Source organism: Streptomyces sp. NPDC039465 (assembly GCF_055639315.1).
Genome location: NZ_JBVKAP010000013.1, coordinates 120,674 through 140,414 on the forward strand (window position 1 = coordinate 120,674; position 19,741 = coordinate 140,414).

Consider the following 19,741-nt stretch of genomic DNA (forward strand, 5'->3'; position numbering starts at 1 on the left):
CCGGTCATCGGCGGTTTCGAGGCCGGCGCGAGCTGACCCTCGCCGCCCTCGCCGCCCCCACGGCCCTCGCCGAGGGCCGACGCGGTACGCGGCTGAACCGGCGCGGCTGAGCCCGCGCGGCCCGGGCCCGGCGCGGCCCGGCCCGGGCCCTGGCAGAATCGGAGCACCTCCCCTCCGTCCCCGCCGCCCGAAGGGCCTACGGTCCCCATGCCCCCCACGCTCGCCTCGCTCGTGCAGCACTCGGCGCTCAAGCTCACCGTGCGCGCGGGTGAGGACCGGCTCGACACCCCCGTGCGCTGGGCGCATGTGAGTGAGCTCGCCGACCCCGTCCCGTACATGGAGGGCGGTGAGCTGCTCCTGGTCACGGCCATGACCCTCGACGCCGAGGACCCGGAGGCGATGCGCCGCTACGTACGGCGGCTCGCTGGCGCCGGTGTCGTCGGCATCGGGTTCGCCGTCGGGGTGAACTACGACGCGATCCCGCAGGCCCTCCTCGACGCCGCCCGCGGGGAGAACATGCCGCTCCTGGAGGTCCCGCGCCGTACGCCGTTCCTGGCGATCAGCAAGGCGGTGTCGGCGGCGATCGCGGCCGACCAGTACCGCGCGGTCACCGCCGGCTTCGAGGCCCAGCGCGAGCTGACCCGCGCAGCCCTCGCCGAGGGGCCCGACGCGGTCGTGGCCCGGCTCGCCGCCCATGTGGACGGCTGGGCCGCGCTGTACGACGCCTCCGGCACCGTCCTCGCCGCCTCGCCCGAATGGGCCGCCCGGCGCGCCGCCCGGCTCACCTCCGACGTGGAGCGGCTGCGCGAGCGCCCCGCGCCCGCGAGCGCCGTCGTCGGCGGCACGGACGACCGGGTCGAGCTCCAGTCCCTGGGCACCGGCCGCCGGGTCCGGGGCGCGCTCGCCGTCGGCACCGGCGCCCCGCTGGGCACCGCCGAGCGGTACGCCGTGCACTCCGCGATCGCCTTGCTGACCCTGACCACGGAACGCTCCCGCTCCCTCCAGGCCGCCGAGCAGCGGCTCGGCGCGGCCGTCCTGCGGATGATGCTCTCCGGCCAGCCCGACCACGCCCGTGCGGTGGCCGGCGATCTGTACGGGGGCCTGCTGGACGCGCCGTTCCGGCTCCTGATCGCGGAGAGCGCGGGGGAGAAGGACCCGGCCGCCGAGGCTCCGCTGCCCGCCCTCGCCGAAGCCCTGGAGGCCGCCGCCGCCCGGGCCGGGGAGGCCGTCCTGACCGTCCCGGAGGGCGAGGACCGGCTGATCGTGCTCGCCGGGGACGGCGGCGCGGTCGTCACGGCCTGCGAGATGTATGCCGACAAGGAGGCCGAGGACGCCCAGCTGGTCGTCGGCCTGTCGGCGCCCACCGGCCCGATCGCCGCCGCGGCCGCCTACAAGCAGGCCGAGCAGGCCCTGTCGGTGGCCCGCCGCCGCGGCAGGGCCCTCGTCGAGCACGAGGAGCTCGCCTCCGGCTCCGTACTCCCGCTCCTCGCCGACGACGCCGTCCGCGCCTTCGCCGACGGCATGCTGCGGGCCCTGCGCGAACACGACGCAACCGGCCGCGGCGACCTGGTCGCCTCCCTGCGCGCCTGGCTCTCCCGCCACGGCCAGTGGGACGCCGCCGCGGCCGACCTCGGCGTGCACCGCCACACCCTGCGCTACCGGATGCGCCGGGTGGAGGAGATCCTCGGCCGCTCCCTGGACGACCCGGACGTCCGGATGGAGCTCTGGCTCGCCCTCAAGGCGACGGGCGAGCCGCAACAGCCGGAGTAGCCCAGGGCCGGAAGGCCGAAGGCCGGGAACGGCTCGAATACGGCCCGTACCGGAGCCGGAGGCGAACGGCCCGAGTGCGGCTCGTATACGAGCCGGAGGCGGACGGCCCCGAGTGGGGCCCATACCGGAGCCGGAGGCGAACGGCCCGATGTGACCCGTATCCGAGCTGGGAGGCGATCGGCCCGATGTGACCCGTATCCGAGCTGGGAGGCGATCGGCCCGAGTCCGCCCGAATCCTGCCCGAGCCCGCCCCCACTCCTGCCCGAGTTCGCCCCACATCCTGCCCGAACTCGGGCAAAATCGTTGGCATTTGAGGTTCTGGATCTCTAACCTCCTGGACATGACACGCCCCGCCGTCGACCCGGCATCCGACACTCACGCCCCCTCCGACACCCCGCCCGGCCCGACCCCCCGGCGGATCTCCGGGGCGGTCTGGGGCGCCCTCGCCATCGTCTACGTCGTCTGGGGCTCCACGTACTTCGGCATCAGCCTGGTCGTCGAGACGATGCCGCCGTTCCTCTCCGCGGGCGCCCGCTTCGTCACCGCCGGGCTGCTGCTCGCCGGACTGCTCGCCTGGCGCCACGGCCCGGGCGTACTCAAGGCCGACCGTGCCCAGCTGCTCTCCGCCGCCGTCGTCGGACTGCTCCTGCTGCTCGGCGGCAACGGGCTGGTCGTCCTCGCCGAGACCTCCATCCCCTCCGGTCTCACCGCTCTGCTCATTGCCGTGGTGCCCGCCTGGGTCGTGCTGCTGCGGGCCGGAGCCGGTGAGCGGCCGGGCGCCGGAGCGGTCTGCGGCGTCCTGGCCGGCCTCGCCGGGCTCGCGGTGCTCACGCTGCCCGGACTCAGCGGCGACGTACGGATCGGTGGCGTCCTGACCGTCGTCGCCGCCTCCGTCATGTGGTCGATCGGGTCGTTCTCCGCCTCCCGGATCCCGATGCCGAAGAACCCCTTCACCGCCAGCGCGTACGAGATGGTCGCGGGCGGGCTCGGCTGCCTCGCCGTCGGTCTCGTCCGGGGCGAGCAGCGCGGGCTCGACCTGACCGCCTTCTCCGCCCGCTCCTGGGCCGGCTTCGCCGGTCTCGTGCTGCTCGGCTCGCTCGTCGGCTTCACCGCGTACGCCTGGCTCCTGCAGCGCGCGCCGCTCTCGCTCGTCGCCACGTACGCCTACGTCAACCCGGTCGTCGCGGTCCTCCTCGGCGCCCTCGTCCTCGGCGAGGCGCTCAGCTGGCCGATCGCGGTCGGCGGCGCGGTCGTCGTCGCGGGCGTCTGTCTCATCGTGTCCACCGAGCGCCGCGGCTGAGCCCCGCCGGTCCGCCGCATCGTGTCCACCGAGCGCCGCGGCTGAGGCCTCATCGGCCCGCCTCCTCCAAACCGGCGGGCCGACGGCCTTGACCACTCCATCCCGGACAAACGACCGTTCGCCCACTCGGCCCTACCGTGTGACGAGGAAGAACCCACCACCGCGGAAAGGGCCGGGACACGCAATGACTGTCACCCACGGCTTCTGGCTCGCCGGCCGCCAGGCCGCCGGCGAGACCACCTTCGACGTCACCTCCCCCTGGGACGGCCGGCTCGTCGGACAGGTCAGCGTGCCCACCGAGGCGCAGGTCGAGGAGGCCGTGGCCGCCGCCCATGCCGTCGTGGACGAGTTCGCCGCCACCCCCGCCCATGTCCGCGCCGCCGCCCTCGACCACGTGTCGAAGCGGCTGGCCGAGCGCACCGAGGAGATCGCCCAGCTGATCTCCGCCGAGAACGGCAAGCCGATCAAGTGGGCCCGCGGTGAGGTCGGCCGTGCCGTCTCCGTCTTCCGCTTCGCGGCCGAGGAGGCCCGGCGCTTCAACGGCGGCGAGGCCCAGCGCCTCGACACCGAGGCCGGCGGCGTCGGCCGGCTCGCGCTCACCCGCCGCATCCCCAAGGGCGTCGTGCTCGGCATCGCGCCGTTCAACTTCCCGCTGAACCTCAGCGCCCACAAGGTGGCCCCGGCCATCGCCGTCGGCGCCCCGATCATCCTCAAGCCGGCCCCGGCCACCCCCATCTCGTCCCTGATCCTGGGCGAGCTGCTGGCCGAGACCGACCTGCCGGCCGGCTCCTGGTCCGTGCTGACGGTCCCCAACGACCGGATGCCCGCTCTCGTCCAGGACGAGCGCCTCCCCGTCATCTCCTTCACCGGCTCCGACAAGGTCGGCTTCGCCATCCAGGAGTCGGTGCCGCACAAGCACTGCACGCTGGAGCTCGGCGGCAACGCCGCCGCCGTCGTCCTCGGCGACTGGGCGTCCGAGCAGGACCTGGACTGGGCGGCGACCCGTATCGCCACCTTCTCCAACTACCAGGGCGGCCAGTCCTGCATCTCCGTGCAGCGCGTGATCGCCGACGCCTCGGTCTACGACCGCCTGGTGCCCAAGATCGTCGCGGCCGTCGAGGCCCAGGTCACCGGCGACCCGAACGACGCCGCCACCGACGTCGGCCCGCTGGTCGACGAGAACGCCGCCAAGCGCGTCGAGTCCTGGGTGGACGAGGCCGTCAAGGCCGGCGCGAACCTGCTCACCGGCGGCAAGCGCGAGGGCGCGACCTACGCCCCCACCGTCCTCACCGAGCTGCCCGCCGACACCACCCTCGCCCGCGCCGAGGTCTTCGGGCCGGTCCTCACCATCGCCAAGGTCGACGGCGAGGCCGAGGCCTTCGCCGCGGTCAACGACTCGGACTTCGGCCTCCAGGCCGGTGTCTTCACCCACGACCTCCAGACCGCCTTCCGCGCCCACCGCGCACTGGAGGTCGGCGGCGTGATCATCGGCGACGTCCCGTCCTACCGCGCCGACCAGATGCCGTACGGCGGCGCCAAGAAGTCCGGCGTCGGCCGCGAGGGCGTCCGCTACGCCATGGACGACTACACCTACGAGCGGGTGCTGGTCCTGACGGGCCTCGCGCTGTAACCCGTTCGCCACAGACCGACGGCCGGAGCCCACTGTGCGGGGGCTCCGGCCGTCACCCTTTGGGAACACCGGCTCAAAGCTCTTGGCCAAGGTGAGCGTTCTTCCGCGACTGGTCGCTAGGCCCCACGTGCGCGGGAAGCAGCGTCCCGCAACTCTTGGCGCACTCCACGAGTGCCCACTGCTGCCAAGGCCCACAGGGCGCTGATGGATTGCGCATGCTCCCACGACGGCTCCGGCCTCTGCGGTGGCAGGAAGGGCACGACGGCCACGTCGACATCCGAGAAGGCACGGTGCTCGACGTAGCGCATGCCGCCGCGGCCGCACAGGTACGTCCTGCAGCGCGCTGCCACGGTGAGGTCCGCGAGGCGCGTGGATCGACCGGTGCGAGCGGTCAGTGCACTGCTGCGGACGACCGTCCCGGACCACCCCACGGCCGCCAGAAGCGCCAACGTCGATGCCTCGGCGACAGCAGCCGTCCGCTTCGTGGAGTTGAACTCCTCCAGAGCACGGTCCACGACCGCCTTCACGGCGGGCCAGTTCGAGCTCCGCGCGTACGCCTGGTGGGTGAGCTGCTGGACCCGCCGTCGACAGCGTTCGGGATCGGCGAGCCGCGCATCGCGGATCAGCGTGCTGCGGCCCTGCGGCAGGTGGGTGGCCAGGGACAGCCACCGCCTGTCGCCAGGGTCTGCCAGGGCGGCCAGCCGGGCCCGGTGCTGGTAGTCCCGGCGGGCGAACTGGACGTCGTCCAGGACGATCCACACGTCCGATGCAAACAGCTTCGCCAGCGTGGACAGCCGTGGGAAGAAGTTCGGCTGGTGGATCGAGCACACCGCCCCCGGAGGAGCGGTGTCGGTGTCAGGAGCTGATGAGCCTGCTGTCGAAACCGGCGCGCAGGAGGCGCTCGTACGCGTCATGGACATCCTCCGGTACGTCCTGCTCGACGGCGAAGCCGAGCGCCGGGTACTCGATGACCCGTTGCAAGTCGCCCACGAGCATGTCTACGACGAGTTTCTCGTCGCCGATGGACTTGATGTAGTCGTCGAACTCCAGCGGCTCAGAGGTACAGACGACCTCGACCTCCGGCCAGAGCTTGCGGCACGTGGCGTATGAGCGGCGCTCCATGTACGGCTTGGAGATCAGGAGCAGCGACTCCACCTCCACGCCGGCCTCGCGCAACACCTCTCGGGACAGCGTGATGTTCTGGCCGGTGTTCCCGGCCTCGGTCTCCAACAAGATCGCCTCGTCGGGCACGCCCAGGTCGAGGGCGTGCTCGCGGTAGTGGACTGCCTCGCCGCACGGGAAGCGGGCCGCTGTGGTCGGGCTGTTTCCGCCGCTGAAGACGACGACGGGGAACAGGCCGGCCCCATAGAGGTCGGCGGTGGCGGTGGCGACACCGAGATCATGGCTGCCCAGGCCGATTGCCGCCGAGCAGGGGCGTACCTCGTGGCCCATCTGGTGATAGCGCCAGATCAGCACGGCGTCGTTCCACTGCTCGTCGGTGATGGTGCGCTGTGCATGGTCCGGCACGGGGACTCCCTCGATCATCGCTGCCTTCACCTCGACACGAGGGTCCGCGGGTCTTGGGACGACCGCCGGATTCCCTCGATGCTGCGGAGCTGGTGGCTCAGGCCGTGCTGGGAGGCCATGCGCGCCGCGTCGTCGAGGACGGTCAACCCATCATCGCGGGTGGCCGGGTCGGACAGAAGGATGTGCGAGTACGCGGTGTCCAGCCGGACGCGCTGCATGGGGGAGTCGACGGATCCGGTCGAGCGGGCGATGTCGATGTAGTGCAGCGCCTGACCGAGCTCGGCGGCCCCGCGATGCGCCAAGGCGAGCTTCTGGTGGGCGACCGACCAGTCCTCGGGCTCGCCCAGCTCCTCGAAGTCCCTGATCGCGGAACGCATGACCTTGGTGGCGTACTCGTTGTCGCCGTGCTTGCTGAGGGCTGTGCCCACCCAGAGGCGGGCGCGGGCCCGGTCGCGGTGGCTGAGACGGTCGTCGGTGGCCAACTGCTCGTATTGGTGGGCCGAGGCTTCGAGCTGCCCGGCCATCTCCGTGACCACGGCGAGAGAGAGTTCGATCTGTGCCGTGCGTCGTGGGATGGCCAGGTCGTGGAACAGGCGGTGCGCGCGCAGGTAGGAGTGGCGCGCGGAGAGCGGACCGAGGATGGCGCCTTGGTCGCGCTGTAAGTCTCCGAGAAGGACGAGGGAGCGGCCATAGAGATAGGCGCCCTTGTCGTCGAGGCCGCGCGGCTCGTGGCGGCCCAGCCACCTGTTCAGCAGGTCCGAGGCGAAGGTGAACCGCTGATGGCTGAGGCAGACGATGGCGCGGTCGATGTCCTCCGTCCATGCCTCGTGATCTACGGACGGGTCGGTCCGCCGGCCGTGCAACGCCTTCTCGAAGCGCGCGTGCGCAGCCTCGTCAGCGCGGGCGAGAGCGGTGTCGAGGATGGCCTGCGTGTCGGGGCGCGGGTGGGTGTCCGCACCGTGCTTCTCCCACTTGGCCACGGTGCGCAGCGCCACACCCAGGTGCTCGGCGAAGGCGCGGGTGCTCATCCGCAGTGCCGAGCGCAGTGCTTTGGCCTCGCGGCCGGTCCATTGCTGCACGCTGACCACGGGCTGCCTCCCTCCGCCGCGTATCGAAGCACGCCGATCGCATGCGAGGGGCGGGAAGTGCAACGGAAGTACAACAGACGGTCATTTCGAGGCCGTTCAGTCACCGGGACGCTCAGTGCATGGAACGAATCACGGAACACCGCGAGGTCGGTGAGGTCCATGTCTACGGCTACCTGCGCCATACGACTGGCTCGGTGGCCCGGCACGCGGCCCTGGTCGACTCCCTCGCCGAATACTGCGTCCAGCACGAGTTGACGCTGCACGGCGTCTTCACCGAGCGCGAGGCGACCACGAACCCGCTTGCCCCGGCCTTCGTCGGCCTCCTCGACGTCCTCGCCCCGGCCGGCACGTACGGCGTGGTCGTGCCTTCGCGCAGCCACCTGGGGCCCAAGGGGCTCGCCGCCGAGCGCGAGCGCCGCATCAAGGACGCCGGGGCCTCCCTGATCGCCGTCCGCGGAAGCAGCCCCCGACTGGGGAGAACGCCCGGCCGAGGCACGGCCGGTCGTCGGGCAATGAGGAGGGGTCTGATGTCATTCCGTGACGCTCTAAGGGGCGCGGCCCACGTCGACAAGCTCCCCGATCTCCGCCTCCTTCCTCTCGGCCAGGACTGGGACGTGGTGCGGGTACCGGCAGAGACCGGCTTCCTCGCACTCGCCCGGCTCCGGGCCGCCGAGGAGGAACTCGGCCCGGTGCTGTACGACCGCCTGAGCCAGCGCCTGTACTTCGCCGTACCCACGGGGAGCGACAGCCTCTGGCAGGCGCTGCCTGTGCACCTGCTGGGCGCCGGCTCCTGGCTCGTGGCACCGGACCCGACCTGCTCGGACGGCCATACCGGCGGATGGTGCGAGCTGCCCGACAACGAAACGCTGACCGACCCCGCCGCCCTCCGCCGCGCCCTGGAGCCACCGAACACCGACCCCGTGCGCCACCTGACCGCCGTACCGGAGGAGACACCGACATGGACACCCTGGAACGCGCCCGTCTCGACACGTACTTCGAGCGCATCGCCAGCTGCTTCACGCCCGCTGAGCGCCCTGCGTCGGTCCTGATCACGCACGTGCTGGCCGAGCGGCCTGCCTTCGTCCGCGGCGTGGGCACGGTCACCGACCTGCGGATCGTCCTGCCCAAGCCGAAGTCGGTCGACCCGCACGCCCTGCGGCAGATCGAGGACGACGGGTACGACTGCGCCGCACTGTCCCGTGAGCTGTTCGCCGACCCCGACCGGGCGCTCGGCTTCATAGAGGCACGGGCCGCAGGCCGACCGGTCGTCCTTCTTGATGTCGGCGGCTACTTCGCCCACACGCTCGGCGCGCTCTGCGACCGCTTCTCCGGCCAAGTCCTCGGCGTCGTCGAGGACACGGAGAACGGCCATCGCCGGTACGCCGAGCTTGGCAAGCTGCCCTGTCCAGTCGTCTCCGTGGCCCGCTCGCCGCTGAAGGATCCCGAGGACTACCTCGTCGGACAGTCGATCGTCTTCTCGACCGAGGCGCTCATGCGCACCCGTGGCGACATCCTGATCGGCCGCTCCGCTCTCGTCATCGGCTTCGGAAAGCTCGGCTCCAGCATCGCCCGCCTGCTCCACGGCAAGGGCGTACAGGTCACCGTCCACGACATCGACCCCGTCAAGCGCACCCAGGCCCTCTCACAGGGCTTCGCGGTGACCGCCGACCAGGACGCCAGCCTTGCCGAGGCCGGACTCGTCGTCTGCGCCACCGGCTCCCTGGCGCTCCGGGGCCAGGACTTCCCGCGCCTGCGTGCCGGCGCCTACGTCGCCACGGTGACCAGCAGCGAGGACGAGCTCGACCTGGCCGGGCTGCCGCCGATCTACCAGCGCGTGCACGTTGGCGAGCACGTCACCCGCTACCTGACCGCGCACCACCACTTCGACCTGCTCAACGGCGGCAACGCCGTCAACTTCCTGCACGGCGCCAGCGTGGGCCCGTTCATCTTCCTCGTCCAGGCCGAGATACTCGCCGCCTCCGCCGCCCTCGCTCGCGGGGGCCTGGAGCCCGGCATGCACGAGATCAGCCCTACCGACCGCGCCGCCATCGCCGCGACGTGGCTCGACCACTTCCACCACTGAGGAGACACCTTGCCCATCAAGCCCGACCAAATCCGCGAAACGCTCGACGAGTACCTCGACGCCCATCCCGACGAGAAGTGGCGCCTCTCGTCCATCGGGGAGCTCCTCGACGCCGGCCGCGATCTCACCAGTCGCAAGACCTTCGACGGTCATGTCACTGCCGGAGCGATCCTCGCCGACCCCGCCGGCCGCGTCCTCCTGATCAAGCACCGCGCGCTGAGCCGCTGGCTGCTCCCCGGAGGTCACCTGGAGGCGCAGGACGGCACTCTCCTTGAAGCCGCCCAGCGCGAGCTGACCGAGGAGACCGGCATCCCGGCCTCGGTCGTGATCCCGACCAGCCACCGCCCCCTCCACATCGACGCCCACCACATCCCCGCCAGCCCGGCCAAGGACGAGCCGAGCCACCGCCACTTCGACTTCCGCTTCCTCTTCCGCACGTCCTCCGGCGCGGTCGAGCTCCAGGAAGAGGAGGTCATGGCGGCGGCCTGGCGCTACGCAGACGAAATCGAGAACGAGACCCTGCGGACTCGAGTGTTCAAAGCCCTGCGCTGAAGAAGCACGGGAACACGGGTGGACGAGGACGCGGGCAGAGGAGTGAAGACGCGGGCCAAAGCACCGGGGTTCGCGCACGTGGGAGAAAAAGCCGGTCATAGCACTGTGATGGATCACTGTGCGGGGGCTCCGGCCGTCTTTTCGTCTTTCCGTACGCTCCGAAATCGGGTACTACGGACGAGTAGCCACGAGCCCCCCAACCGCGGCGAGGTGAGCTGTCATGTCCGCCCCTACCCAGAAGCCCCAGCAGCCCAAGGTCACCGAGCGTGAGGCACGGCAGGTCGCCGAGGCCGCGCGCGAGCAGGACTGGCGCAAGCCGAGCTTCGCCAAGGAGCTCTTCCTCGGCCGCTTCCGCCTGGACCTCATCCACCCCCACCCGATGCCCTCCGAGGAGGACACCCGGCGCGGCGAGCAGTTCCTCGCCAAGCTGCGGGTCTTCTGCGAGACGAAGATCGACGGCGCCCGGATCGAGCGCGAGGCCAAAATCCCCGACGAGACCGTCAACGGGCTCAAGAAGCTCGGGGCGCTCGGTATGAAGATCGACCCCAAGTACGGCGGCCTCGGCCTCACCCAGGTGTACTACAACCGCGCCCTGGCCCTCGTCGGATCCGCCAGCCCCGCCCTCGGCGCCCTGCTCTCCGCCCATCAGTCGATCGGCGTACCGCAGCCGCTGAAAATTTTCGGCACGCAGGAGCAGAAGGACACCTTCCTGCCCCGGCTGGCCCGTACCGACATCTCCGCGTTCCTGCTCACCGAGCCCGACGTCGGCTCGGACCCGGCCCGGCTCGCCACCCTCGCCGTGCCCGACGGCGACGACTACGTCCTCGACGGCGTGAAGCTCTGGACCACCAACGGCGTGGTCGCCGACCTCCTCGTCGTGATGGCCCGAGTGCCGAAGTCCGAGGGCCACAAGGGCGGCATCACCGCCTTCGTCGTCGAGGCCGACTCGCCCGGCATCACCGTCGAGCACCGCAACGCCTTCATGGGCCTGCGCGGCCTGGAGAACGGCGTCACCCGCTTCCACCAGGTCCGGGTCCCCGCGAGCAACCGCATCGGCCCCGAGGGCGCCGGCCTCAAGATCGCCCTCACCACCCTCAACACCGGCCGCCTCTCGCTGCCCGCGATGTGCGTCGGCGCCGGGAAGTGGTGCCTGAAGATCGCCCGCGAGTGGTCGGCGGTCCGGGAGCAGTGGGGCAAGCCGGTCGGCCGGCACGAAGCGGTCGGCACCAAGATCTCCTTCATCGCCGCCACCACGTTCGCCCTCGAAGCCGTCGTGGACCTCGCCTCCCAGATGGCCGACGAGGACCGCAACGACATCCGCATCGAGGCGGCGCTGGCCAAGCTGTACGGCAGCGAGATGGGCTGCCGGATGGCCGACGAACTGGTCCAGATCCGCGGCGGCCGTGGCTACGAGACCGCCGACTCGCTGGCGGCCCGCGGCGAGCGGGCCGTCCCCGCCGAACAGATGCTGCGCGACCTGCGCATCAACCGCATCTTCGAAGGCTCCACGGAGATCATGCACCTGCTGATCGCCCGCGAGGCCGTCGACGCCCACCTCGCCGTCGCCGGTGACATCATCGACCCCGACAAGTCCCTCTCCGACAAGGCGAGGGCGGGCGCCCGGGCCGGCGGCTTCTACGCCCGCTGGCTGCCCAAGCTCGTCGCCGGACCGGGGCAACTGCCCAGCTCGTACGCGGAGTTCGGCACCCTCGCCACACATCTGCGGTACGTGGAACGGGCCTCCCGCAAGCTCGCCCGCTCCACCTTCTACGCCATGTCACGCTGGCAGGGACGGATGGAGACCAAGCAGGCCTTCCTCGGCCGGATCGTCGACATCGGCGCCGAACTCTTCGCGATGAGCGCCGCCTGCGTACGCGCCGAGCACCTGCGCCTCACCGGCGACCACGGCCGGGAGGCCACCCAGCTCGCGGACGTCTTCTGCCGCCAGTCCCGGCTGCGCGTGGAGGAGCTCTTCGGCCGCCTGTGGGCCAACACCGACGACGACGACCGCAAGATCGTGAACGGCGTCCTGGCCGGCACCTACACCTGGCTCGAAGACGGCATCATCGACCCGAGCGGCGAAGGCGCCTGGATCGCGGACGCCACCCCAGGCCCCTCCACCCACGAGAACGTCCACCGCACCATCGAGTGATCCAAGGGGTGGCCGTCCCGTCCTGCGGGACGGCCACCCGCCACCCGGCGCCCGTCCGGCACCATGGCCCCGTGACCGTCACCCACATCCCCGGCTCCAAGTCCGTCACCGCCCGCGCCCTCTTCCTCGCCGCCGCGGCCGACGGAACCACCACCCTCCTGCGGCCCCTCGTGTCCGACGACACCGAGGGGTTCGCCGAAGGGCTCGGCGCGCTCGGCTACCGGGTCGAGCGGACGACGGACGCCTGGCACATCGAGGGACGCCCCCAGGGGCCCGCCGCCGACAGCGCGGACGTCTACTGCCGGGACGGCGCGACCACCGCCCGCTTCCTGCCCACCCTCGCCGCCGCCGGCCACGGTACGTACCGCTTCGACGCCTCCCCCCAGATGCGACGCCGCCCGCTCGGCCCGCTCACCACCGCGCTGCGCGCCCTCGGCGTCGACCTCGTCCACGAACAGGCCGAGGGCCACCACCCGCTGACCGTCGCCGCGCACGGCATCAGGGGCGGCGACCTCACCCTCGACGCCGGGCAGTCCTCGCAGTACCTCACCGCGCTCCTCATGCTCGGCCCGCTCACCGCCGAAGGCCTGCGGATCACCGTCACCGACCTCGTCTCGGAGCCGTACGTCGAGATCACCCTCGCGATGATGCGGGCCTTCGGAGCGGAGGTGACCCGGGACGGTCGCACCTACACCGTCGCCCCCACCGGCTACCGCGCCACCACCTACGCCATCGAGCCCGACGCCTCGACCGCCAGCTACTTCTTCGCCGCCGCCGCCCTCACCGGCACCACCGTCACCGTCCCGGGCCTGGGCACCGGCGCCCTCCAGGGCGACCTCGGCTTCGTCGACGTGCTGCGCAGGATGGGCGCCGACGTGGAGATCACCGACGAGGGCACCATCGTCCGCGGCACCGGCCGCCTCCACGGCCTCACCGTCAACATGCGGGACATCTCCGACACCATGCCGACCCTCGCCGCCATCGCGCCGTTCGCCGACGGACCCGTCCGGATCGAGGACGTCGCCAACACCCGCGTCAAGGAATGCGACCGGCTCGACGCCTGCGCCGAGAACCTCCGCCGGCTCGGCATCACCGTCGACACGGGCCCCGACTGGATCGAGATCCACCCCGGCACCCCCACCCCCGCCGAGATCGCCACCCACGGCGATCACCGCATCGTGATGTCCTTCGCGGTGACCGGCCTGCGCACCCCCGGCATCACCTTCGACGACCCCGGCTGCGTCCGGAAGACGTTCCCCGAGTTCCATCACGTTTTCGAGGAGTTCCGGCACGCCACCGCCTGAGCGCCCATAATCGGCAGGCGGTCGCGATCACTACCGATGGGGGCAGGGATGTTCGGCACGGCGAAGCACACGGCGGCGCACACGGCGGCGCTCCTCCTGGCGGCGGTGATGCTCACGGGCTGCGCCGGCACCCCCGACGGCACCCCCGCCGGCGGCTCCGACGACAAGCCCGCCGCCTCGCCGACGCCGAAGGCCCCCGCCGCGGCCGGCGCCCTCACCGAGGCCCAGCTGAAGGCGGCCGCCTTCACCGACGGCGAGAAGGTCGGGAAGTACACCGCCTCCGAATACACCCTCGGTGCCCCGCTCAGCGAGAGCTACACCGCCCAGCCCGCCGTCTGCCAGCCCCTGGTCAGCCTTGCCAAGGAGGTCGCCGACCCCGACCCGGCCGCCGAGGTCCAGCGCAAGGTCGACGTCCCCGACGAGATGTTCGGCCTCGAAGTCGCCGTCCAGCTCCGCTCGTACGCCGACGGCGGCGCCGCCACCGTCCTCAAGAACCTCACCGCCGCAGGCACCGGCTGCGCCGCCGGATTCACCGAGGAACGCGCCGTCGCCCAGGCCAGGTACCTCAAGGTCGAACCCGCCAAGGCACCCGCCCTCGGCGACGAGGCCAAGGCCTTCCGCTTCACGATCCTCGACGTCAAGGGCGAGGTGAAGCTGTACGAATACCTCACCGTGATCCGCTCCGGCTCCACCACGCTCGCCTTCCGCGCGGAGATCACCGACACCAAGGACGTCGGCGGCGTCCCCGCGGAGGTCGTCAACGCCCAGTGGCAGAAGTTCCGCTCCCTGGGCACGGCCTGAGCACGGCGGGCAGGGTCCGAGCACGGCGGGCACGTTCTGAGCACGGCGGGCACGGCCCGCATACGGCGCGAGGGCCCGCGCTGTCAGAGCCGGGCGCGGATGCGGCAAGAATGGGGGGCATGAGCGACAGCCCCTCTCCTCTCGCCGACCCGCATATCGTCTTCGACCCCTCAGAAGGCCGCCGGGACATCGTCGTCCTCGGCTCCACCGGGTCCATCGGCACCCAGGCCATCGACCTGGTCCTGCGCAACCCCGACCGCTTCCGTGTCACCGCGCTCTCCGCCGCCGGCGGACGGGTCGCGCTCCTGGCCGAGCAGGCGCGCCGGCTGCGGGTCCGTACGGTCGCGGTGGCCCGCGAGGACATGGCGCCCGCGCTCCGGGAGGCGCTGAAGGAGCAGTACGGCTCCGAGCCGCTGCCCGAGATCCTGACCGGCCCGGACGCCGCCACCGAAGTGGCCGCCTCCGACTGCCACACCGTCCTCAACGGCATCACCGGCTCCATCGGCCTGGCGCCGACCCTCGCCGCCCTGGAGGCGGGCCGTACGCTCGCCCTCGCCAACAAGGAGTCGCTGATCGTCGGCGGCCCGCTGGTGAAGGCCCTGGCCAAGCCCGGCCAGATCATCCCCGTCGACTCCGAGCACGCCGCCCTCTTCCAGGCCCTCGCCGCCGGTACCCGCGCCGACGTCCGCAAGCTCGTCGTCACCGCCTCCGGCGGCCCCTTCCGCGGCCGTACGAAGGCCGAGCTGGCCCACGTCACCCGCGAGGACGCCCTCGCCCACCCCACCTGGGCGATGGGCCCCGTCATCACGGTCAACAGCGCCACCCTGGTGAACAAGGGCCTGGAGGTCATCGAGGCGCACCTCCTCTACGACATCCCCTTCGACCGCATCGAGGTCGTCGTCCACCCCCAGTCCTACGTCCACTCGATGGTGGAATTCACCGACGGCTCGACCCTCGCCCAGGCCACCCCGCCCGACATGCGCGGCCCGATCGCCCTCGGCATCGGCTGGCCCGAACGGGTCCCCGACGCGGCCCCCGCCTTCGACTGGTCCACCGCCTCCACCTGGGAGTTCTTCCCGCTGGACAACGACGCGTTCCCGTCCGTCGGACTCGCCCGGCACGTCGGGGAACTGGGCGGCACTGCCCCCGCGGTGTTCAATGCCGCGAACGAGGAATGTGTTGCCGCGTTCCTCGACCAGCGGCTGCCGTTCAACGGAATCATGGATACGGTCACCGCAGTCGTCACCGAACACGGCACACCCGCCCGGGGAACCTCACTGACGGTGGCAGACGTCCTGGAAGCGGAGACCTGGGCCCGGGCCCGGGCCCGTGAACTGGCAGGCAAGCTCGACCAGCGGACCGCGGAGGCGCGCGCATGACGATTCTGTTGACGGTCCTCGGCATAGCGCTGTTCGCCGTCGGGCTGCTCTTCTCCATCGCCTGGCACGAGCTCGGCCACCTCTCCACGGCAAAACTCTTCGGCATCCGCGTGCCCCAGTACATGGTCGGCTTCGGACCGACGCTCTGGTCCCGGCACAAGGGCGAGACGGAGTACGGAATCAAGGCCATCCCGGCCGGCGGCTACATCCGCATGATCGGCATGTTCCCGCCGGGCCCGGACGGCCGGATCGAGGCCCGCTCCACCTCGCCCTGGCGCGGCATGATCGAGGACGCCCGCGAGGCCTCCTTCGAGGAGCTCAAGCCGGGCGACGAGACGCGGCTCTTCTACACGCGCAAGCCGTGGAAGCGCGTCATCGTGATGTTCGCCGGGCCCTTCATGAACCTGGTCCTGGCCGTCGCGATCTTCCTCGGCGTGGCGATGACCTTCGGTTTCGCCAAGCAGACCACCGAGGTGGCGGGCGTCCAGAAGTGCGTGATCGCGCAGAGCGAGAAGCGCGAGACCTGCGCCGCCAAGGACGCGATCTCACCCGGCCAGGCCGCCGGCCTCAAGGTCGGCGACAAGATCGTCGCCTTCAACGGCGAGCCGGTCAGCACCTGGGGCGACCTCTCCGACCGGATCCGCGCCACCATCGGCCCGGCCACCCTCACCGTCCAGCGCGACGGCGAGGAGAAGGTCCTCATGGCCAACCTCGCCAAGAACCTGGTGGCCGCCAAGGACTCCGACGGCGAGATCATCCCGGAGAAGTTCGTCGAGGCCGGCTATCTCGGCTTCGAGGCGAAGACCGTCATCCAGCCGCTCTCCTTCGGCGAGTCCTTCGTGAAGATGGGCGACATGATCGAGAGCGGGGTCGACTCGGTCGTCGCCCTCCCCGGCAAGATCCCGGACCTGTGGAGCGCGGCCTTCGGCGACGGCGAGCGCAAGGCCGACTCCCCGGTCGGTGTCGTCGGCGCCGCGCGGATCAGCGGCGAGGTCATGAACCTGGACGTGCCCACGGAGAACATCGTGGCGTCGTTCCTGATGCTGCTCGCGATGTTCAACCTCTCGCTGTTCCTGTTCAACATGCTCCCGCTGCTCCCGCTGGACGGCGGCCACATCGCGGGGGCCCTCTGGGAGTCCGTACGCCGCAATGTGGCACGGCTCTTCCGGCGCCCCGACCCGGGACCGTTCGACGTGGCGAAGCTGATGCCGGTCGCCTACGTGGTGGCGGGGATCTTCATCTGCTTCACCCTGCTCGTCCTGGTCGCGGACATCGTCAACCCCGTGAAGATTTCCTGAGCGGACTCCCGATCGGACCAGAAGTACAGCGGCCGGACACCCCGCGGTGTCCGGCCGCTCGCCGTCGGGGCTGTAATCTCGGTAACTGGAGCCCGCCGATCTCGGGACCTCGATCCACACCTTGGGGTTGCACAGCAGATGACCGCGATTTCTCTCGGTATCCCGTCCGTTCCGACGAAGCTCGCCGACCGCCGCGTCAGCCGCAAGATCCACGTCGGCTCGGTCGCCGTGGGCGGTGACGCGCCTGTCTCGGTGCAGTCGATGACGACGACCCGGACCTCGGACATCGGCGCGACGCTTCAGCAGATCGCGGAGCTGACGGCGTCGGGCTGCCAGATCGTACGGGTCGCGTGCCCGACCCAGGACGACGCCGACGCGCTGGCGACGATCGCACGGAAGTCGCAGATCCCGGTCATCGCGGACATCCACTTCCAGCCGAAGTACGTCTTCGCGGCGATCGACGCGGGCTGTGCGGCGGTGCGGGTGAACCCGGGCAACATCAAGCAGTTCGACGACAAGGTCAAGGAGATCGCCAAGGCGGCCGGCGATGCCGGGACCCCGATCCGGATCGGCGTGAACGCCGGCTCTCTGGACGCGCGGCTGCTGAAGAAGTACGGCAAGGCCACCCCCGAGGCGCTGGTGGAGTCGGCGCTGTGGGAGGCGTCGCTGTTCGAGGAGCACGGCTTCCGGGACATCAAGATCTCGGTGAAGCACAACGACCCGGTGGTGATGGTCAACGCGTACCGTCAGCTGGCCGCGCAGTGCGACTACCCCCTGCACCTGGGAGTCACCGAGGCCGGTCCGGCGTTCCAGGGCACCATCAAGTCGGCCGTCGCCTTCGGCGCGCTGCTCTCCGAGGGCATCGGCGACACGATCCGGGTCTCGCTGTCGGCCCCGCCGGCCGAGGAGATCAAGGTCGGCATCCAGATCCTGGAGTCGCTGAACCTGCGCCAGCGCCGGCTGGAGATCGTCTCCTGCCCGTCCTGCGGCCGGGCCCAGGTGGACGTGTACAAGCTGGCCGAGGAGGTCACGGCGGGCCTGGAGGGCATGGAGGTGCCCCTGCGCGTCGCCGTCATGGGCTGTGTCGTCAACGGCCCGGGTGAGGCCCGTGAGGCGGACCTCGGTGTGGCGTCCGGCAACGGCAAGGGCCAGATCTTCGTGAAGGGCGAGGTCATCAAGACGGTGCCCGAGTCGAAGATCGTCGAGACCCTGATCGACGAGGCCATGAAGATCGCCGAGCAGATGGAGAAGGACGGCGTCGCCAGCGGCGAACCGACCGTCGCCGTCGCCGGCTGACACCCCGCCACCGGCACTTGTCGGCCACCGAAGCCCCGCCCTGAGGGCGGGGCTTCCCGCTGCGTCCGACACTCCCCAGGCACGCCAGGTACAGTGCGGAGATCAGCAGACCGCATGGTGTGAGGCCCCCTCGTGTTGACGCAAGCCCCCACCCGGGTCCTCGAACCCGGCGATCTCGGCGCCGCGCTCGCCGTCCTGGAGAGCGCCCCCGTCGAGAACGCCTTCGTCACCGCCCGCGTCCAGGCCGCCGGGCTCGACCCCTGGCGCCTCGGCGGCGAGATGTGGGGCTGGTACGACCGAGGACGACTGCGCTCGCTCTGCTACTCCGGCGCCAACCTCGTCCCCATCTGCGCCACCCCCGAGGCCGTCCGCGCCTTCGCCGACCGCGCCCGGCGCGTCGGCCGCCGCTGCTCCTCGATCGTCGGCCCCGCCTCCTCCACCGCCCAGCTCTGGCGCCTCCTCGAACCCAGCTGGGGCCCCGCCCGTGACGTACGCCCCCACCAGCCCCTGATGGTCACCGAACAGCCCTCGGCCGACGTCGCCCCCGACCCGCTCGTGCGCCGCATCCGCAAGGACGAGATGGATGTGATCATGCCCGCCTGCGTGGCCATGTTCACCGAGGAGGTCGGCATCTCCCCGATGGCCGGCGACGGCGGACTGCTCTACCAGGCCCGCGTCGCCGAGCTCGTCTCCACCGGCCGCTCCTTCGCCCGTATCGAGGACGGCAAGGTCGTCTTCAAGGCCGAGATCGGCGCCGCGACCCCGCAGGCCTGCCAGATCCAGGGTGTCTGGGTCGCCCCCGAACACCGCGGCCGGGGCCTGTCCGAGACCGGCATGGCCGCCGTGCTCCGCTACGCCCTCGCCGACGTGGCCCCCGTCGTCAGCCTCTACGTCAACGACTACAACACCCCCGCCCGGGCCGCCTACCGCCGCGTGGGCTTCCGCGAGGTCGGCGCCTTCATGAGCGTGCTCTTCTGAGGCACTTGTAGGGTTCGCCGCATGAATGACGTCGTGGTCGGACCGGTCAATCTCGCCGCACGGGTGGACGACGCCCTCGCCGTGCAGGCCCTCGCCTTCGGGCTCAGCGAGGACGAGATCGCCGTACGCCGCCATATCGTGCTGCGCCATCTGCTCAACCCCGGCGCGTGCGCATACGGCGCCACCACCCCCGAGGGCCGCCTCGTCGGGTTCGTCTACGGCATGCCCAACGACCGCACCCACTGGTGGTCCACCGTCGTCGAACCGTATCTGCGGGCCACCGGCACCGAGGACTGGCTCGACGACTCCTTCGTCATCACCGAGCTCCATGTCCACCCCGCCCACCAGGGCCGCGGCATCGGCCGCGAGCTGATCACCAGCATCACCGACGCGGCCGAGCAGCCCCGATCGATCCTCTCCGCCATCGACACGGAGAGCCCCGCCCGGGGCCTGTACCGCGCGCTCGGCTACACCGATCTGGCCCGCCGCGTGCTGTTCCCCAGTGCGCCCAAGCCGTACGCGGTGATGGGTGCGCCGCTGCCCCTTCTGCGCCGGAACTGATTACCGCCCGCGGGCGCCGCCC

Annotated in this window: 17 protein-coding genes; 14 read left to right on the forward strand and 3 right to left on the reverse strand. The window is 71.3% G+C overall.

All coding sequences use genetic code 11. The features are described from left to right. The first annotated feature begins 207 nt into the window (after nt 1-207). The 3 genes from ACZ7LT_RS31635 (at nt 208) to ACZ7LT_RS31645 (ending at nt 4,700) form a co-directional block, all read left to right on the forward strand. A complete protein-coding gene (locus tag ACZ7LT_RS31635; protein WP_471239540.1) occupies nt 208-1,770 on the forward strand; it encodes a PucR family transcriptional regulator in 1,563 nt (520 codons plus the stop codon). Between the two features lie 340 nt (nt 1,771-2,110). Beyond that, the gene (locus ACZ7LT_RS31640; protein ID WP_471239541.1) at nt 2,111-3,070 is read left to right on the forward strand and encodes an EamA family transporter; all 960 of its coding nucleotides are present in this window, start codon (nt 2,111-2,113) and stop codon (nt 3,068-3,070) included. A 184-nt stretch (nt 3,071-3,254) separates the two neighbouring features. Continuing rightward, nucleotides 3,255-4,700: an aldehyde dehydrogenase family protein gene (locus ACZ7LT_RS31645; protein WP_471239542.1), complete on the forward strand. Its 1,446-nt coding sequence runs from the start codon at nt 3,255-3,257 to the stop codon at nt 4,698-4,700. 116 nt (nt 4,701-4,816) lie between these two features. Here the strand turns inward: ACZ7LT_RS31645 and ACZ7LT_RS31650 are convergent, their stop codons facing one another. From ACZ7LT_RS31650 to ACZ7LT_RS31660, 3 genes are read right to left on the reverse strand one after another with little or no spacing between them, the layout of a single operon-like run. Beyond that, nucleotides 4,817-5,614: a WbqC family protein gene (locus ACZ7LT_RS31650; protein ID WP_471239543.1), complete on the reverse strand. Its 798-nt coding sequence runs from the start codon at nt 5,612-5,614 to the stop codon at nt 4,817-4,819. Continuing rightward, nucleotides 5,556-6,245, reverse strand: a complete 690-nt coding sequence (locus tag ACZ7LT_RS31655; protein ID WP_471239544.1) for a YdcF family protein — start codon at nt 6,243-6,245, stop codon at nt 5,556-5,558. The genes ACZ7LT_RS31650 and ACZ7LT_RS31655 overlap by 59 nt, the downstream gene beginning before the upstream one ends. A gap of 8 nt (nt 6,246-6,253) precedes the next feature. After that, nucleotides 6,254-7,315, reverse strand: a complete 1,062-nt coding sequence (locus ACZ7LT_RS31660; protein ID WP_471239545.1) for a helix-turn-helix domain-containing protein — start codon at nt 7,313-7,315, stop codon at nt 6,254-6,256. A 119-nt stretch (nt 7,316-7,434) separates the two neighbouring features. Here ACZ7LT_RS31660 and ACZ7LT_RS31665 point away from each other — a divergent pair, with 119 nt between their 5' ends. The 11 genes from ACZ7LT_RS31665 to ACZ7LT_RS31715 all read left to right on the forward strand — a co-directional run bounded on the left by ACZ7LT_RS31665 (nt 7,435) and on the right by ACZ7LT_RS31715 (nt 19,719). Continuing rightward, nucleotides 7,435-8,364: a hypothetical protein gene (locus ACZ7LT_RS31665; protein ID WP_471239546.1), complete on the forward strand. Its 930-nt coding sequence runs from the start codon at nt 7,435-7,437 to the stop codon at nt 8,362-8,364. Then, nucleotides 8,274-9,398 (forward strand): adenosylhomocysteinase, encoded by a 1,125-nt coding sequence (locus ACZ7LT_RS31670; protein ID WP_471239547.1) that lies wholly within the window; start codon nt 8,274-8,276, stop codon nt 9,396-9,398. The genes ACZ7LT_RS31665 and ACZ7LT_RS31670 overlap by 91 nt, the downstream gene beginning before the upstream one ends. A 9-nt stretch (nt 9,399-9,407) precedes the next feature. After that, entirely contained in the window at nt 9,408-9,950 is a 543-nt protein-coding gene (locus tag ACZ7LT_RS31675) for an NUDIX hydrolase (protein ID WP_471239548.1), read from the forward strand. A gap of 220 nt (nt 9,951-10,170) precedes the next feature. Next, on the forward strand, nt 10,171-12,102 hold the full coding sequence (locus ACZ7LT_RS31680) for an acyl-CoA dehydrogenase family protein (RefSeq protein WP_471239549.1): 1,932 nt from the start codon (nt 10,171-10,173) through the stop codon (nt 12,100-12,102). 71 nt (nt 12,103-12,173) lie between these two features. Beyond that, nucleotides 12,174-13,406 (forward strand): 3-phosphoshikimate 1-carboxyvinyltransferase, encoded by a 1,233-nt coding sequence (gene aroA, locus ACZ7LT_RS31685; protein WP_471239550.1) that lies wholly within the window; start codon nt 12,174-12,176, stop codon nt 13,404-13,406. A gap of 48 nt (nt 13,407-13,454) precedes the next feature. Beyond that, on the forward strand, nt 13,455-14,207 hold the full coding sequence (locus tag ACZ7LT_RS31690) for a hypothetical protein (protein ID WP_471239551.1): 753 nt from the start codon (nt 13,455-13,457) through the stop codon (nt 14,205-14,207). Nucleotides 14,208-14,326: 119 nt separating this feature from the next. Beyond that, complete coding sequence (gene dxr / locus ACZ7LT_RS31695; RefSeq protein WP_471239552.1) at nt 14,327-15,586, forward strand: 1-deoxy-D-xylulose-5-phosphate reductoisomerase; 1,260 nt, start codon at nt 14,327-14,329, stop codon at nt 15,584-15,586. After that, complete coding sequence (locus tag ACZ7LT_RS31700; RefSeq protein ID WP_471239553.1) at nt 15,583-16,884, forward strand: M50 family metallopeptidase; 1,302 nt, start codon at nt 15,583-15,585, stop codon at nt 16,882-16,884. The genes dxr and ACZ7LT_RS31700 overlap by 4 nt, the downstream gene beginning before the upstream one ends. Before the next feature lie 138 nt (nt 16,885-17,022). Next, nucleotides 17,023-18,180: a flavodoxin-dependent (E)-4-hydroxy-3-methylbut-2-enyl-diphosphate synthase gene (gene ispG, locus ACZ7LT_RS31705; RefSeq protein WP_019889847.1), complete on the forward strand. Its 1,158-nt coding sequence runs from the start codon at nt 17,023-17,025 to the stop codon at nt 18,178-18,180. Between the two features lie 132 nt (nt 18,181-18,312). Next, nucleotides 18,313-19,158, forward strand: coding sequence for a GNAT family N-acetyltransferase (locus tag ACZ7LT_RS31710; RefSeq protein ID WP_471239554.1), 846 nt, complete (start codon nt 18,313-18,315; stop codon nt 19,156-19,158). A 21-nt stretch (nt 19,159-19,179) separates the two neighbouring features. Further along, nucleotides 19,180-19,719 (forward strand): GNAT family N-acetyltransferase, encoded by a 540-nt coding sequence (locus tag ACZ7LT_RS31715; RefSeq protein ID WP_471239555.1) that lies wholly within the window; start codon nt 19,180-19,182, stop codon nt 19,717-19,719. The last annotated feature ends 22 nt before the right edge of the window (nt 19,720-19,741 follow it).

What these genes read in the sequence shown, in the direction of transcription:
- ACZ7LT_RS31715 (WP_471239555.1), top strand. Translation starts at nt 19,180, where the DNA reads ATGAATGACGTCGTGGTCGGACCGGTCAATCTCGCCGCACGGGTGGAC.
- ACZ7LT_RS31700 (WP_471239553.1), top strand. Translation starts at nt 15,583, where the DNA reads ATGACGATTCTGTTGACGGTCCTCGGCATAGCGCTGTTCGCCGTCGGG.
- ACZ7LT_RS31645 (WP_471239542.1), top strand. Translation starts at nt 3,255, where the DNA reads ATGACTGTCACCCACGGCTTCTGGCTCGCCGGCCGCCAGGCCGCCGGC.
- ACZ7LT_RS31690 (WP_471239551.1), top strand. Translation starts at nt 13,455, where the DNA reads ATGTTCGGCACGGCGAAGCACACGGCGGCGCACACGGCGGCGCTCCTC.
- dxr (WP_471239552.1), top strand. Translation starts at nt 14,327, where the DNA reads ATGAGCGACAGCCCCTCTCCTCTCGCCGACCCGCATATCGTCTTCGAC.
- ispG (WP_019889847.1), top strand. Translation starts at nt 17,023, where the DNA reads ATGACCGCGATTTCTCTCGGTATCCCGTCCGTTCCGACGAAGCTCGCC.
- ACZ7LT_RS31665 (WP_471239546.1), top strand. Translation starts at nt 7,435, where the DNA reads ATGGAACGAATCACGGAACACCGCGAGGTCGGTGAGGTCCATGTCTAC.
- ACZ7LT_RS31680 (WP_471239549.1), top strand. Translation starts at nt 10,171, where the DNA reads ATGTCCGCCCCTACCCAGAAGCCCCAGCAGCCCAAGGTCACCGAGCGT.
- ACZ7LT_RS31670 (WP_471239547.1), top strand. Translation starts at nt 8,274, where the DNA reads ATGGACACCCTGGAACGCGCCCGTCTCGACACGTACTTCGAGCGCATC.
- ACZ7LT_RS31635 (WP_471239540.1), top strand. Translation starts at nt 208, where the DNA reads ATGCCCCCCACGCTCGCCTCGCTCGTGCAGCACTCGGCGCTCAAGCTC.
- ACZ7LT_RS31640 (WP_471239541.1), top strand. Translation starts at nt 2,111, where the DNA reads ATGACACGCCCCGCCGTCGACCCGGCATCCGACACTCACGCCCCCTCC.
- ACZ7LT_RS31650 (WP_471239543.1), bottom strand. Translation starts at nt 5,614, where the DNA reads ATGACGCGTACGAGCGCCTCCTGCGCGCCGGTTTCGACAGCAGGCTCA.
- ACZ7LT_RS31655 (WP_471239544.1), bottom strand. Translation starts at nt 6,245, where the DNA reads ATGATCGAGGGAGTCCCCGTGCCGGACCATGCACAGCGCACCATCACC.